The sequence below is a fragment of the Pseudomonas oryzihabitans genome (genome assembly GCF_006384975.1).
GTDB classification, from domain to species: domain Bacteria; phylum Pseudomonadota; class Gammaproteobacteria; order Pseudomonadales; family Pseudomonadaceae; genus Chryseomonas; species Chryseomonas psychrotolerans_B.
Genome location: NZ_CP021645.1, coordinates 4723700 through 4737500 on the forward strand (window position 1 = coordinate 4723700; position 13801 = coordinate 4737500).

Genomic DNA, 13801 nt, shown 5'->3' on the forward strand with positions numbered 1-13801 from the left:
CAATCCCGACCTTCAGCGTTTTATTTCACGATCGCTATCGAGTGAGTAGGGCAAATCGAGTAAACGGCAGTTTGCTCCGTCCGAGCTGCCCAGAGTGATACGCCCATCCTCCACGGCATCGCCCTGGAGCACGGCCAGCAACTCGCAATCTTCGGTGCTAGACGCTGCGAGTACCACCTCACCCACGCTACTGCCATGGACCGGGGAAAACAACTCCGTACCCACCGCGGGCGCTGGGCCGCTGCTGGCCAGACGGTAGAGACGCCGCTTGAGCTTGCCCAGATACTGCATACGCGCGACGATTTCCTGGCCGGTGTAGCAGCCCTTGCGAAAGCTCACGCCGTCCAGCGCCTGCAGATTGATCATCTGCGGCACGAACATCTCGCGGGTTGCCCCGAATACCTGGCCCACCCCGGCCCGCACCTGGGCCAGCAGCCAGACGTCGAGGGACTCCTCCGGTAATTCGGGTGCCGCTGCGTCCGCCGCGAGCCAGGCTTCGACGCGGCCATCTTCCAAGCGAATGGCGAAGCCGCCGGTGATCGACGCCACGCCATTGGCCTGTTCGGCCAGGGCGACGTCGGGATAGGCGCTGGCGAAACCGGCAGCATTCAGACCCAGGCGTTGCCATTGGGCGCTTTCGTCGGCGAGCACCGATTTGGAGAAGACGGCGTACTTCTTCAGGTCCGCCAGTTGTGGCTCGACCAGTTCCCGGGCCATCGCCAGCAAATAGCCATCGGGCTGCTTGACGATGCGGAAACTCGATACCAGGCGCCCCTTGGGCGTACAGCGGCCGCCAAGGCCTGCCTGGTCGTCAGCGAGATAATTGAGATTACAGGTGACCTGCCCTTGCAGGAACTTGGTCGCATCGACCCCGCGGATGGCCAGGACGCCTTCGTGGGTCAAGCGGCAGAAATACGGCGAGTCGGCCATTGCGGCTGCAGCTCCGTGTCGTGTGAAGCCGCTCATCATAGGCTCGCCGGGGTGGAATGTCAGGCGCACTGCGCGGCGGGGCGCTTCGCGCTTATACTGCGCCGATTGTCGCAGGAGTCCCCATGAGTACCGAAGCTACCGAACTCAAGAAACTGTACTGGCATAGCCGTCGCGGCATGCTCGAACTGGATGTGCTGCTGGTGCCCTTCGTCCAGGAGGTCTATTCCTCGCTCGGCGCCGAGGATCAGGCCCGTTATCGCAAGCTGCTCGAATGCGAGGACCAGGACATGTTCCACTGGTTCATGCAGCGCGGCGAGCCGGACGACGCCGACCTGCGAATCATCGTGCGCATGATTCTGGACCGTGTCCAGCCGGCTTGAGCCCTTCGAATGCACCTGGAGCGCCTCGCCGACGCTCCTGCGGCTGCATGCGCTGGTCGCGGTCGTCGCGCTGGTCAGTCTCTGGTTGGCCGCGCTGCCCTGGACCCTCGCAGCCCTCCTGACGCTGCTCGTGCTCTGGTCGTGGCACCGCGTCCGCTATCGCCAACTCCAGCAGGGGCATCCCGAGATTCCGCGGCGCCTGCGCCACGCTGCCGAGGGCTGGCAGCTTTGGTCCCCGGCCAGGGGTTGGCGCGGCGTCCAGTTGCGCCCGGATAGCCTGGCCCTGCCGCTGCTCATCGTCCTGCGTTATCGCCTGCCCGGCGAAAGAGGTACCCGCAGTCTGTGCATCGCCCGGGACAGCCTGTCCGCGGCTGCCCATCGCCGCCTGCGCGTCAGGCTTCGCTTCGCGCCCCGCCGGTTCGCGGTACCAGAATAGTGTCCTGGGCGTGCTCGTCGGTCTGCGGATAGTCCAGGGTGAAGTGCAAGCCGCGGCTTTCCCGGCGGGCGAGGGCGCTCTCGATGATCAACTCCGCCACCTGCGCCAGGTTGCGCAGCTCGATCAGATCGCGGCTGACCTTGTAGTTGCTATAGAACTCGTCGATCTCGTCCATCAGCAGGCGGACGCGATGCCGGGCGCGGACCAGACGCTTGGTGGTGCGCACGATGCCGACATAGTCCCACATGAATCGGCGCAATTCGTCCCAGTTGTGGGCGATCACCACGTCCTCGTCGGAGTCCGTCACCTGGCTGGCGTCCCAGTCGGGCAGGTCGCGGGGCATCTCTACCCGGGCCTGTTGCGCCTGGATGTCCAGCGCCGCCGAGCGCGCGTAGACGAAGCATTCCAACAGCGAATTGCTCGCCATGCGATTGGCACCGTGCAGCCCGGTACAGCTCGTTTCGCCGATGGCGTAGAGGCCGGCGAGATCCGAGCGTCCGTGCTCGTCGACGCGTACGCCGCCGCAGGTGTAGTGCGCCGCCGGTACCACCGGAATCGGATCACGGGTGATATCGATGCCCAGTTCCAGGCAGCGGCCGTACACCGTGGGAAAGTGTTCCTGAATGAAGTCGGCCGGCTTGTGGCTGATATCGAGAAAGACGCAGTCGATACCCAGGCGCTTCATCTCGTGGTCGATGGCCCGCGCCACCACGTCCCGCGGCGCCAGGTCGGCGCGCTCGTCGAAGCGCGGCATGAAGCGCTCGCCATCCGGCAGCCGCAACACCGCGCCCTCGCCGCGCAGGGCCTCGGTAACCAGGAAGCTCCGGGCGTGGGGGTGGTAGAGACAGGTCGGGTGGAATTGGTTGAACTCCAGGTTCGCCACCGAGCAACCCGCCCGCCAGGCCATGGCGATACCGTCGCCACTGGCGCTGTCCTGGTTGGTGCTATAGAGATACGCCTTGCTGGCGCCGCCCGTCGCCAACACGGTAAAGCGTGCGTGCAGGGTGTCCACCTGACCGCTGGTCCGATCGAGCACATAGGCGCCCAGGCAGCGTGAGCCGGGTCTGCCGAGTTTTTCCGTGGTGATCAGATCCACCGCCACGCGTTGGCTCAACAACTGGATGTTGGGCCTGCCTTCGGCGGTGCGCAGGAGGGTGTCGAAGATCGCCATGCCGGTGGCGTCCGCGGCATGGATGATCCGGCGATGGCTGTGCCCCCCTTCGCGGGTGAGATGGAAGCCCAGGCCGCCCTTGCCCTCGACGGACTCGCGGGTGAAGGGCACGCCCTGGTCGATCAGCCACTGCATGGCTTCGCGGCTGTGCTCCACGGTGAAGCGCACGGCTTCCTCGTCGCACAACCCGGCGCCCGCGACTAGGGTATCCTGTACATGAGCTTCGACGGTGTCGCCTTCATCCAGTACGGCGGCGACGCCGCCCTGCGCCCAGTACGTCGAGCCATGGGCCAGTTCGCCCTTGCTCAAGACTGCGATCGACAGTGTCGCCGGTAAATTGAGGGCGAGCGTCAGGCCTGCCGCGCCACTGCCGATTACCAGGACATCGAATTCCAGATGACGCGCCATGTCGTTTCCTTCTCGCCGGGAGCGCGAGTATAGGAACAAGGGGGCTGATGGCATAGCCACCCAAGCGTTGACCAGGGAACTAGGGGCCCGGGAGCGCGGTCTATGTACAGATAATTGCCCATTCGTGCGGCCGGAACGCCTAGAACGAGCATGGGACGTCTGCCAAGCTAATTAGCAATACCCAGGAGCGATCAGCAGCAATTAAATGCTCGCTCATCAACTGCTGTGGAGGGGAGAACTTTCGTGCAACAGCCCAGTCTAGCAGCACGCCTCGAGAGTGAAAGCAAGGACGATACCGAACTGCAAGCCAAGGACAGCAAACCGGTCCTGCCGACGCAGGAGCAGGATCAGCAGCTCGTCGAGCGTGTGCAGCGTGGTGATAAACGCGCCTTCGATCTTCTCGTGCTCAAGTATCAGCACAAGATCCTCGGTCTCATCGTCCGTTTCGTACACGACACCCAGGAAGCCCAGGACGTCGCTCAGGAAGCTTTTATCAAGGCTTATCGAGCGCTCGGGAACTTCCGCGGGGACAGTGCTTTCTACACCTGGCTTTATCGCATCGCCATCAACACGGCGAAGAACCATCTGGTTGCCCGGGGTCGTCGTCCACCGGACAGCGACGTCAGCGCCGAAGATGCGGAATTTTATGAAGGTGACCACGCTCTAAAGGATATCGAATCCCCAGAGCGGTCTCTTTTGCGGGATGAGATCGAGGCCACCGTGCACCGTACCATCCAGCAACTCCCGGAAGATCTGCGTACTGCGCTGACCCTTCGTGAGTTCGAGGGTCTGAGCTACGAGGACATTGCGAACGTCATGCAATGTCCCGTGGGAACGGTCCGGTCACGGATCTTCCGTGCTCGGGAAGCGATAGACAAAGCATTGCAGCCTCTGCTGCGTGATGCATAGACAGCGACGACAGCTTTTAGAGAGGTAATACGTATGAGTCGTGAAGCCCTGCTGGAATCCCTGTCCGCTGTTATGGATAACGAAGCGGACGAATTCGAAACCCGGCGTGTTCTGTCCGAGGTCAGCAAGGATCCAGAACTGCGCGCCACCTGGTCGCGTTATGCCATGGTCAGTGCCGTGATCCGTGGCGAACCCATGATGCCCAACCTGGACATCGCCAAGGGTGTCACCAGCACGCTGGAACGTGACGACGTTGCTGCCGCCCCTGTGGCTGCTGCGGTCGCACCGGCTGCCAAGAGCCGCTGGGCGAGCCTCGGTCGGGTCGCGGTTGCCGCTTCCGTCACCTTTGCCGTATTGGCAGGCGTGCGGATGTACAACCAGTCCGACGTCGCCACCCAGGGTCTGGCTCAGCAGGCACCCAGCCAGCTGACCGCACCGCAACCGGCGCGTAGCCCGGCGGTGCTGGCCAGCTTCAGCGAAGAAAGCACCAAGGCCGCTGCCGACAACAAAGTCGACCAGTCTGCCGCGGGTGTGAAGCAGGAAACTCCTGCTCAGCGTTGATTTATTGGCTTCGCCTCGAAACGGCGACCGGACCCACCGTCCGGTCGCCGTTTTTTTGCGGCCGGATATTCTCATACCCCCACAAAATCCAACGAAAGCTATCGTTCAGCAAGGGCGTGGTATTTCTGCTGCCAGTCGTCAGGGACTGTGCTCGTCATGAAGCGAGAGCAGGCCGCCAACGATGAGTTCACGTTACTGGATTAAAGTGGAGCTGCATGCGCATGCGCAATTTCAAACATTATACAGCTGCCCTGATGGGCCTTTGGCTGATGGGGCTGGCAGCCGCCGCCCGGGCTGATTTGCCCGATTTCACCGGCTTGGTCGAGGCGGCCTCTCCTGCGGTAGTCAACATCAGCACCCGGCAGAAGCTACCTGAGGGGCGCGCCACCGCTGGCATGCCAGATCTGGATGGCCTACCCCCCGGCATCCGCGAATTCTTCGAACGCAGCATTCCGCAGGCACCGCGCGGTCCGCGTGGCAAGCAAGAGCAGGCGCAATCCCTGGGTTCCGGCTTCATCATTTCGCCGGACGGCTACATCCTGACCAATAACCACGTGGTCGCCGACGCGGACGAAATTCTCGTCCGGCTTTCGGATCGTAGCGAGTACAAGGCCAAGCTGGTCGGTGCCGATCCACGCACCGACGTCGCCTTGCTCAAGATCGACGCCAAGAACCTGCCGACGCTGAAGATCGGCAACTCCGATAACCTCAAGGTTGGGGAATGGGTGCTGGCCATCGGCTCGCCCTTCGGCTTCGATCACTCGGTCACCGCGGGCATCGTCAGCGCCAAGGGCCGCAGCCTGCCCAACGAAAGCTATGTGCCCTTCATCCAGACCGACGTCGCCATCAACCCGGGCAACTCCGGTGGCCCGTTGTTCAACCTCAAGGGTGAAGTGGTCGGGATCAACTCGCAAATCTTCACCCGCTCGGGCGGCTTCATGGGCCTGTCCTTCGCCATCCCGATCGACGTCGCCATGAATGTGGCCAACCAATTGCGTACCGACGGCAAAGTCAGCCGTGGCTGGTTGGGCGTGGTCATCCAGGAAGTCGACAAAGGTCTTGCCGAGTCCTTCGGTCTTGATCGTCCGGCCGGCGCGCTGGTCGCCCAGGTACTCGACAATGGTCCTGCGGCCAAGGGTGGGATCAAGGTTGGCGATGTCATCCTCTCGGTTAATGGCCAGAAGATCGAGGAATCGGCCGATCTGCCGCACCTGGTTGGCAACCTCAAGCCGGGCGCCAAGGCTGACATGGAAATCATCCGTGACGGCAAGCGTCAGACCTTGAATATCATCGTGGGCGACATGCCCAAGGACGATAGCGTCGCCGCCAATGGTGAGCCGGGCTCCAGCCTTTCCAGCAATCGTCTGGGCCTTGCTGTCGCCTCCCTCAGCGCCGAGCAGAAGAAGGATCTCGATATCACGGGTGGCGTGGTGATCAAGGATGTCAGCGATACCGGTCCGGCGGCTGCTATCGGCCTGCGTCCGGGGGATGTCATCACCCATCTGGACAACCAGCCGGTGGATTCGGCCAAGTCCTTCGACAAGATCGCCTCGTCGCTGCCCACCAGCCGGTCGATCTCCATGCGTGTCATGCGTGACGGACGCGCCAGCTTCATCACCTTTAAACTACCGAACAAATAACGACAGGTAGGAAAAGAGGGGCAGGCGACTGCCCCTTCTTTTTGTCCGCTCGAACGGCGCGAGTCCCCTTGTTTGCCGCATTCAGGTAAACTCCCTCGCTATTTTCCCGGCGGATGTTCCGCCGCTGGCTATTCGAGTGCTGATTCGTGAGTGATCTGAGCCATATCCGCAATTTCTCCATCATCGCCCACATCGATCACGGCAAGTCGACCCTTGCGGATCGCTTCATCCAGATCTGTGGTGGTTTGAGCGACCGGGAAATGGAGGCCCAGGTCCTGGATTCCATGGATCTCGAGCGCGAGCGCGGTATCACCATCAAGGCCCACAGCGTCACGCTGTACTACAAGGCCGAAGACGGTAAGACCTACCAGCTCAATTTCATCGATACCCCCGGTCACGTCGACTTCACCTACGAAGTCAGCCGCTCCCTGGCCGCCTGCGAAGGCGCGCTGCTGGTGGTGGACGCGGGGCAGGGCGTGGAAGCCCAGTCGGTTGCCAACTGCTACACCGCCATCGAGCAGGGCCTCGAGGTCATGCCGGTCCTGAACAAGATGGACCTGCCCCAGGCCGAGCCGGAAAAGGTCAAGGCCGAGATCGAGCACATCATCGGCATCGATGCCACCGACGCCGTCCCCTGCAGCGCCAAGAGCGGCATGGGCGTGCCCGAGGTGCTCGAACAGCTGGTCAAGGTCATTCCACCGCCGGAAGGCGAGATCGACGCACCGTTGCAGGCGCTGATCATCGACTCCTGGTTCGACAACTACCTGGGCGTCGTGTCGCTCGTGCGCGTCAAGCACGGTCGGGTCAAGAAAGGCGACAAGATCCTGGTCAAGTCCACCGGCAAGGTGCACCAGGTCGACAGCGTCGGCGTCTTCTCGCCCAAGCACACCGAGATGCCCGATCTCAAGGCTGGCGAAGTGGGCTTCATCATCGCCGGCATCAAGGAAATCCTCGGCGCGCCGGTTGGTGACACCCTGACCCTCAGCGCCACCCCGGACGTGGCCATGCTACCGGGCTTCCAGCGGGTCAAGCCGCAGGTCTACGCCGGTCTGTTCCCGGTCAGCTCCGACGACTTCGAGGATTTCCGCGAAGCCCTGCAAAAGCTCACCCTCAACGATGCGGCCCTGCAATACGAGCCGGAAAGCTCCGAGGCCCTGGGTTTCGGCTTCCGTATCGGCTTCCTCGGCATGCTGCACATGGAGATCATCCAGGAGCGCCTGGAGCGGGAATACGATCTCGACCTCATCACCACCGCGCCGACCGTGGTCTTCGAGGTGGTGCTCAAGGACGGCAGCATCATCTACGTCGACAACCCGTCGAAGCTGCCTGACCTGGCCTCCGTCGCCGAAATGCGTGAACCCATCGTCCGCGCCAATATCCTGGTGCCCCAGGAGCATCTGGGCAACGTCATCACCCTGTGCATCGAGAAGCGTGGCGTCCAGCGCGACATGCAGTTCCTCAGCAGCCAGGTGCAGGTCAGCTACGATCTGCCGATGAACGAGGTGGTACTGGACTTCTTTGATCGCCTGAAGTCGGTGAGCCGCGGTTATGCTTCGCTGGACTACAGCTTCGATCGCTTCGAAGCCGCCAGCCTGGTCAAGCTCGATGTGCTCATCAATGGCGAGAAGGTCGACGCCCTGGCGCTGATCGTTCACCGGGACAAGGCGCACTACAAGGGTCGTGCCCTGACCGAAAAGATGAAAGAACTGATTCCGCGGCAGATGTTCGACGTGGCGATCCAGGCCGCCATCGGCGGCCAGATCGTCGCCCGTACCACCGTCAAGGCGTTGCGCAAGAACGTCTTGGCCAAGTGCTACGGCGGTGACGTCTCCCGTAAGCGCAAGCTGCTGGAAAAGCAGAAGGCGGGTAAGAAGCGCATGAAACAGGTCGGTAGCGTAGAGATTCCTCAGGAGGCCTTCTTGGCCGTGCTCAAGGTGGACAGCTAAAGCCCATGTCTTTCAACTTCCCTTTGCTGTTGGTACTCGCCGTCGCCATCTGTGGCGCCCTGGCGCTCATCGATCTGCTTGTGCTCGCACCGCGCCGTCGCAAGGCGATCCAGACCTACGGTCAGCAGGTCAGTGAGCCGGATCCGACGGTGCTGTCGCAACTCAACAAGGAACCGGCCCTGGTCGAGTACGGGAAGTCTTTCTTTCCCGTCCTGGCCATCGTCCTGATCCTGAGATCCTTTCTGGTCGAGCCTTTCCAGATCCCTTCGGGCTCCATGATCCCGACGCTCGAAGTGGGCGATTTCATCCTGGTGAACAAGTTCGCCTATGGCATCCGCCTACCGGTAGCCGACCTCAAGGTCATTCCGGTGGGTGATCCGCAGCGTGGCGACGTCATGGTCTTCCGCTATCCCAGCGATCCCAGCGTCAACTACATCAAACGGGTGATCGGCATACCCGGCGACACCGTCCGTTACACCAGCGACAAGCAGCTCTATATCAATGGCGAGCTGGTTCCCCGGCAACTGGTCGGCGAAGAGCCCGGTTCCCTGGGCAGCGTCAAGCTCTACCGCGAACAACTGGGCAAGGCGCAGCACCTGATCCGCCTGGAAGACAGCCGCTACAGCGGGCCTACCCGCGAGTGGAAGGTACCTGCCGGTCACTACTTCATGATGGGCGACAACCGCGACAACTCCAACGACAGCCGTTACTGGGACGACCCCAGCATTTCGAAGGATTTGCAGGGCATGGTTCCGGATCGCAATATCGTCGGCAAGGCCTTCGCCATCTGGTTGAGCTGGCCGGAGCCCAAGCTGCAGCATATGCCCACCCTGTCTCGCGTAGGTATCATCCGATGACTGATCGCAGTGTGCGTTCCCTTCCGTCGCGTCAGCAGGGGCTGTCGTTTCTGGGCGGTCTGCTCGCACTCTGCATCATCGCCTTCCTGGCCAGTACGGCATTCAAGCTCATTCCCGATTACCTGGACTACAATGCTCTGACCAAGGTCATCGAATCCATCGGCACCAACCCCGATAACCAGATTCGCAGCGTGTCCGACGTCTACAGCTATGTGGGTAAGGGAATGCAGGTGAATGACATCCGTGATCTCGATCTGCAAAAGGCCATGCGCGTCGAAGCCGACGGTAATCATCTGCAGATCCACCTCGACTATGAAAAACGTGAACACCTGATCCGCAACATCGATCTGGTCGTTCGTTTCAACCGTGATTTCCGTATAAATCTCCCGTGACTTTATCTCTAGATCGCCTCGAGCGTCGGCTGGGTTATACCTTCCAGGACCCGGACCTGATGCTGCTCGCCCTTACGCATCGCAGTTTCGCGGGTCGTAACAACGAACGCCTGGAATTCCTCGGCGACGCCATCCTCAACTTCATCATCGGCGAAGCCCTCTACGAACATTTTCCCCAGGCCCGTGAAGGTCAGTTGTCCCGCCTGCGGGCAAAATTGGTGAAGGGGGAGACCCTGGCCCTGCTCGCCCGTAGCTTCGAGCTGGGCGACTACCTGCGGCTGGGCTCCGGTGAATTGAAGAGCGGTGGCTTCCGCCGCGAATCCATCCTCGCCGATGCCATGGAAGCCCTGATTGGCGGCATCTATTTGGATACCGGCATGGACGCGGTCAAGGAGCGGGTCATGGCCTGGCTCGGTCCGCAACTGCGCGAGCTGACGCCGGTGGATACCAACAAGGATCCGAAAACTCGGCTGCAGGAATTTCTGCAGGCGCGGGCTTGCGAGCTGCCGCGCTACGAAGTGGTCGCTATCGAAGGAGAGCCGCATTGCCGAGTGTTCTTCGTCGAATGCGAGGTCGCGATGCTGAGCGAGAAGACGACGGGGCAGGGCGCCAGTCGCCGCATTGCCGAACAGATAGCTGCCTCGGCGGCCTTGATCGCCTTGGGCGTGGAGAATGGTCATGAATGATGAGCTGAAGGCACCGCGGTGCGGCTACGTGGCCATCGTCGGCCGTCCCAATGTCGGCAAGTCCACCCTGCTCAATCATATCCTCGGGCAGAAGCTGGCCATCACCTCGCGCAAGCCGCAGACCACTCGCCACAACATGCTCGGCATCAAGACCGAGGGCGAGGTGCAGACCATCTATGTGGACACGCCTGGCCTGCACAAGGAAAACCAGAAGGCGCTCAATCGCTTTATGAACAAGACTGCCGTCACTGCGCTGCGTGACGTCGATGTCGTGGTGTTCGTGGTCGATCGCACCCGCTGGACCGACGAGGACCAGATGGTTCTGGAGCGGGTACGCTTCGTGAAGTGCCCGGTACTGCTCGCCGTCAACAAGATGGATCGTCTGGAAGACAAGGCCGACATGTTGCCGCACTTGCAATGGCTGCAGGAGCAATTGCCGGAAGCCGTCTTGATTCCCATCTCCGCGCAACACGGCCACAACCTCGAGGCGCTCGAGGAACTGGTCGCCGAGCGTCTGCCGGAAGGGGAGCATTTCTTCCCCGAAGACCAGATCACCGACCGTTCCAGTCGCTTCCTGGCGGCGGAGCTGATCCGCGAAAAGATTATGCGTCAGCTCGGCGCCGAGTTGCCCTACCAGGTCGCTGTTGAGATCGAAGAATTCAAGTACGAGAACGGGGTGCTCCACATCCACGGTCTGATCCTGGTCGAGCGCGATGGCCAGAAGAAGATCCTCATCGGCCAGGCCGGTGAGCGTATCAAGCGGATCGGCCAGGAAGCTCGCCAGGATATGGAAACCCTGTTCGATGCCAAGGTGATGCTCAACCTCTGGGTCAAGGTCAAAGGCGGCTGGTCCGATGACGAGCGCGCCCTGCGCTCCCTGGGTTACTCCGACCTCTAGCGATGATGCAGGCGTCCGAGCCGCTGTTCGTCCTGCATTCACGCCCCTATCGGGAAAGTAGCGCGCTGGTCGACGTATTCGGCGCCTTTGGCCGGATACGCACGGTATTGCGCGCCGCCCGTTCACGCTCCGGCAGTCTGGCCAGACCCTTCATTCCCCTCGAAGCCCATGTCGCTGGCCGAGGCGAGCTGAAGAACCTGCAAAAGGTGGCCGCCCTGGCGCCGCCTTATCTGCTCCAGGGGCAGGCGTTGTTCAGTGGCTTCTATTTGAATGAGTTGCTGGTACGGCTACTGCCCGCCGAGGATCCTTACCCGGCGCTCTTCGAGCTTTATGGCCTGACCCTTGCGGCCTTGGCTCAGGGGCGCCCCGTCGAGCCCCTGTTGCGTACCTTCGAGTGGCGTCTGCTCGATCTGCTCGGCTACGGCTTCTCCCTTACCCAAGCCCTGGATGGCCAAGCCATCGAGGCGCAGCGCCTGTATCGTTTTCTTCCGGATCAGGGATTCGAAGCCGTGGACGAAGTCCGGCCAGGCTGCCTGGCCGGCGCTGAAATCCTGGCGCTCGAGCGAGGGGAGTGGGACGATCCTACCGTTGTTCGAGCGGCCAAGCGCCTGATGCGCCAAGCCCTGGCTCCCCACCTGGGCAGCAAACCCCTGATGAGTCGCGAATTGTTCGCCAAGCCAAGTGAATCCAGCCATGAATGAGCTTCGTCGTGTTCTGTTGGGCGTCAACATTGATCATGTCGCCACCCTGCGCCAAGCCAGAGGTACGCGCTATCCCGATCCAGTCAAGGCGGCGTTGGATGCCGAAGAGGCTGGCGCCGATGGCATCACCCTGCATCTGCGTGAAGATCGTCGTCACATCCAGGAGCGGGATGTAAGGCTGCTGCGCGAGCTCCTGCAAACTCGGATGAACCTCGAAATCGCGGTGACACCAGAAATGCTGGCGTTCGCCCGGGAGATACGTCCCGAGCACGTCTGCCTGGTGCCCGAGCGCCGGGAAGAACTGACTACCGAAGGCGGTCTGGAAGTGTGCGGTCAGCTCAAGCGCATCCGCGACGCCATCGCTACGCTGCCCGATTCGGAAGTCTCCCTCTTTATAGATCCCGATCTGGCGCAGATTCAGGCCGCCAAGGACAGTGGCGCCCCGGTGATCGAATTGCATACCGGGCGCTATGCCGAGGCAACGACCCTGGAAGAGCAGGCCAGCGAACTTCAGCGTCTAGCGAAGGCGGTCGAATTCGCGAAAGGTCTCGGACTGGTCGTCAATGCCGGCCATGGTCTGCACTACCATAACGTCCAGCCGATAGCGGCGCTGCCCGGTATCAACGAGCTGAACATCGGTCACGCCATCGTGGCCCAGGCAGTCTTCGTTGGCTTCAAGCAGGCCGTCAAGGACATGGCCGAACTGATCCGCTGTAACGCAGCTGTAAAATAAGTGTTGACCTGCTCCGAAACTCCCCTATAATGCGCCCCACTTCCGGCGCAGACGCTGAAGGGCTTGAAAATCAAGCACTTAGGTCTGAGTCGGGCGAGGAGTCTACGGAGTCCTTGCCATTAGGTCTTCACCCCAGGGTGCTGACGAAATGAAGGGGAGGGGTTGACAGCGTCTTGGGATGCTGTAGGATTCGCCTCCCGCTGCCGCGATCGGTTGATCTGGTCACGGTGGTGCAAGTGGTTGAGTTGAAACGGAAAAGTTCAAATCAACGCTTGACAGGATGTGAGGCTAGCGTAGAATGCGCGCCTCGGTTGACGACACGGTCGCAACCAGCTGCTCTTTAACAAGTTGAATCAAGCAATTCGTGTGGGTGCTTGTGAGATAAGTCTGATGTCGCAAGATTATCAGCAACACAAGTAACTCGTGAATTCATGAGTTTTTTGCGATTGCTGAGCCAAGTTTAGGGTTTTCTCAAAACCCGATCAGTCTACTTAACTGAAGAGTTTGATCATGGCTCAGATTGAACGCTGGCGGCAGGCCTAACACATGCAAGTCGAGCGGATGAGAGGAGCTTGCTCCTCGATTCAGCGGCGGACGGGTGAGTAATGCCTAGGAATCTGCCCAGTAGTGGGGGACAACGTTTCGAAAGGAACGCTAATACCGCATACGTCCTACGGGAGAAAGTGGGGGATCTTCGGACCTCACGCTATTGGATGAGCCTAGGTCGGATTAGCTAGTTGGTGGGGTAAAGGCCTACCAAGGCGACGATCCGTAACTGGTCTGAGAGGATGATCAGTCACACTGGAACTGAGACACGGTCCAGACTCCTACGGGAGGCAGCAGTGGGGAATATTGGACAATGGGCGAAAGCCTGATCCAGCCATGCCGCGTGTGTGAAGAAGGCCCTCGGGTCGTAAAGCACTTTAAGTTGGGAGGAAGGGCTTACAGCGAATACCTGTGAGTTTTGACGTTACCAACAGAATAAGCACCGGCTAACTTCGTGCCAGCAGCCGCGGTAATACGAAGGGTGCAAGCGTTAATCGGAATTACTGGGCGTAAAGCGCGCGTAGGTGGCTTGATAAGTTGGATGTGAAATCCCCGGGCTCAACCTGGGAACTGCATCCAAAACTGTCTGGCTAGAGTGCGGTAGAGG

Annotated in this window: 14 protein-coding genes and 1 rRNA gene (1 of these 15 only partly in view); 13 read left to right on the plus strand and 2 right to left on the minus strand. The window is 61.0% G+C overall.

The window, feature by feature from the left end; all coding sequences use genetic code 11:
* Positions 1-12: 12 nt before the first annotated feature.
* A complete protein-coding gene (gene ygfZ / locus CCZ28_RS21325) occupies positions 13-930 on the minus strand; it encodes a CAF17-like 4Fe-4S cluster assembly/insertion protein YgfZ (protein ID WP_140220766.1) in 918 nt (305 codons plus the stop codon).
* A gap of 122 nt (positions 931-1052) precedes the next feature.
* Between ygfZ and CCZ28_RS21330 the strand changes: the two genes are divergently transcribed.
* Both CCZ28_RS21330 and CCZ28_RS21335 read left to right on the plus strand, forming a co-directional pair.
* The gene (locus tag CCZ28_RS21330; protein WP_058786648.1) at positions 1053-1310 is read left to right on the plus strand and encodes a succinate dehydrogenase assembly factor 2; all 258 of its coding nucleotides are present in this window, start codon (positions 1053-1055) and stop codon (positions 1308-1310) included.
* A complete protein-coding gene (locus tag CCZ28_RS21335) occupies positions 1294-1746 on the plus strand; it encodes a protein YgfX (RefSeq protein ID WP_140220767.1) in 453 nt (150 codons plus the stop codon). Before CCZ28_RS21330 ends, CCZ28_RS21335 begins: the two co-directional genes overlap by 17 nt.
* On the opposite strand, the gene nadB is transcribed toward CCZ28_RS21335, so the two are convergent.
* A complete protein-coding gene (gene nadB / locus CCZ28_RS21340) occupies positions 1703-3325 on the minus strand; it encodes an L-aspartate oxidase (protein ID WP_140220768.1) in 1623 nt (540 codons plus the stop codon). The genes CCZ28_RS21335 and nadB overlap by 44 nt on opposite strands.
* 327 nt (positions 3326-3652) lie before the next feature.
* Between nadB and rpoE the strand changes: the two genes are divergently transcribed.
* From rpoE to CCZ28_RS21395, 11 genes are all read left to right on the plus strand, one after another.
* Positions 3653-4234 (plus strand): RNA polymerase sigma factor RpoE, encoded by a 582-nt coding sequence (gene rpoE / locus CCZ28_RS21345; RefSeq protein ID WP_026083736.1) that lies wholly within the window; start codon positions 3653-3655, stop codon positions 4232-4234.
* A 33-nt stretch (positions 4235-4267) separates the two neighbouring features.
* On the plus strand, positions 4268-4795 hold the full coding sequence (locus CCZ28_RS21350) for a sigma-E factor negative regulatory protein (protein ID WP_140220769.1): 528 nt from the start codon (positions 4268-4270) through the stop codon (positions 4793-4795).
* 221 nt (positions 4796-5016) lie between these two features.
* Complete coding sequence (locus CCZ28_RS21355; protein WP_140220770.1) at positions 5017-6435, plus strand: DegQ family serine endoprotease; 1419 nt, start codon at positions 5017-5019, stop codon at positions 6433-6435.
* 146 nt (positions 6436-6581) lie between these two features.
* A complete protein-coding gene (gene lepA / locus CCZ28_RS21360) occupies positions 6582-8381 on the plus strand; it encodes a translation elongation factor 4 (RefSeq protein WP_140220771.1) in 1800 nt (599 codons plus the stop codon).
* Between the two features lie 5 nt (positions 8382-8386).
* Positions 8387-9238, plus strand: coding sequence for a signal peptidase I (gene lepB, locus CCZ28_RS21365; protein WP_140220772.1), 852 nt, complete (start codon positions 8387-8389; stop codon positions 9236-9238).
* Entirely contained in the window at positions 9235-9630 is a 396-nt protein-coding gene (locus CCZ28_RS21370; RefSeq protein WP_140220773.1) for a DUF4845 domain-containing protein, read from the plus strand. Before lepB ends, CCZ28_RS21370 begins: the two co-directional genes overlap by 4 nt.
* Positions 9627-10316, plus strand: coding sequence for a ribonuclease III (gene rnc, locus CCZ28_RS21375; protein WP_140220774.1), 690 nt, complete (start codon positions 9627-9629; stop codon positions 10314-10316). Before CCZ28_RS21370 ends, rnc begins: the two co-directional genes overlap by 4 nt.
* Positions 10309-11214: a GTPase Era gene (era, locus tag CCZ28_RS21380; protein WP_058765194.1), complete on the plus strand. Its 906-nt coding sequence runs from the start codon at positions 10309-10311 to the stop codon at positions 11212-11214. The genes rnc and era overlap by 8 nt, the downstream gene beginning before the upstream one ends.
* Positions 11215-11219: 5 nt before the next feature.
* Positions 11220-11915 carry a DNA repair protein RecO gene (recO, locus tag CCZ28_RS21385; protein WP_140221407.1) on the plus strand — a complete coding sequence of 232 codons (696 nt, stop codon included), beginning with the start codon at positions 11220-11222 and terminating at the stop codon, positions 11913-11915.
* The gene (gene pdxJ, locus CCZ28_RS21390) at positions 11908-12648 is read left to right on the plus strand and encodes a pyridoxine 5'-phosphate synthase (RefSeq protein WP_140220775.1); all 741 of its coding nucleotides are present in this window, start codon (positions 11908-11910) and stop codon (positions 12646-12648) included. Before recO ends, pdxJ begins: the two co-directional genes overlap by 8 nt.
* A 492-nt stretch (positions 12649-13140) precedes the next feature.
* Positions 13141-13801, plus strand: a 16S ribosomal RNA gene (locus tag CCZ28_RS21395); it runs 876 nt beyond the window's last position.

Excerpts from the sequence above, each read along its gene's own strand:
- CCZ28_RS21355 (WP_140220770.1), top strand. The coding sequence starts at position 5,017 with ATGCGCAATTTCAAACATTATACAGCTGCCCTGATGGGCCTTTGGCTG.
- recO (WP_140221407.1), top strand. The coding sequence starts at position 11,220 with ATGCAGGCGTCCGAGCCGCTGTTCGTCCTGCATTCACGCCCCTATCGG.
- CCZ28_RS21370 (WP_140220773.1), top strand. The coding sequence starts at position 9,235 with ATGACTGATCGCAGTGTGCGTTCCCTTCCGTCGCGTCAGCAGGGGCTG.
- ygfZ (WP_140220766.1), bottom strand. The coding sequence starts at position 930 with ATGGCCGACTCGCCGTATTTCTGCCGCTTGACCCACGAAGGCGTCCTG.
- pdxJ (WP_140220775.1), top strand. The coding sequence starts at position 11,908 with ATGAATGAGCTTCGTCGTGTTCTGTTGGGCGTCAACATTGATCATGTC.
- CCZ28_RS21350 (WP_140220769.1), top strand. The coding sequence starts at position 4,268 with ATGAGTCGTGAAGCCCTGCTGGAATCCCTGTCCGCTGTTATGGATAAC.
- lepB (WP_140220772.1), top strand. The coding sequence starts at position 8,387 with ATGTCTTTCAACTTCCCTTTGCTGTTGGTACTCGCCGTCGCCATCTGT.
- CCZ28_RS21330 (WP_058786648.1), top strand. The coding sequence starts at position 1,053 with ATGAGTACCGAAGCTACCGAACTCAAGAAACTGTACTGGCATAGCCGT.
- era (WP_058765194.1), top strand. The coding sequence starts at position 10,309 with ATGAATGATGAGCTGAAGGCACCGCGGTGCGGCTACGTGGCCATCGTC.
- nadB (WP_140220768.1), bottom strand. The coding sequence starts at position 3,325 with ATGGCGCGTCATCTGGAATTCGATGTCCTGGTAATCGGCAGTGGCGCG.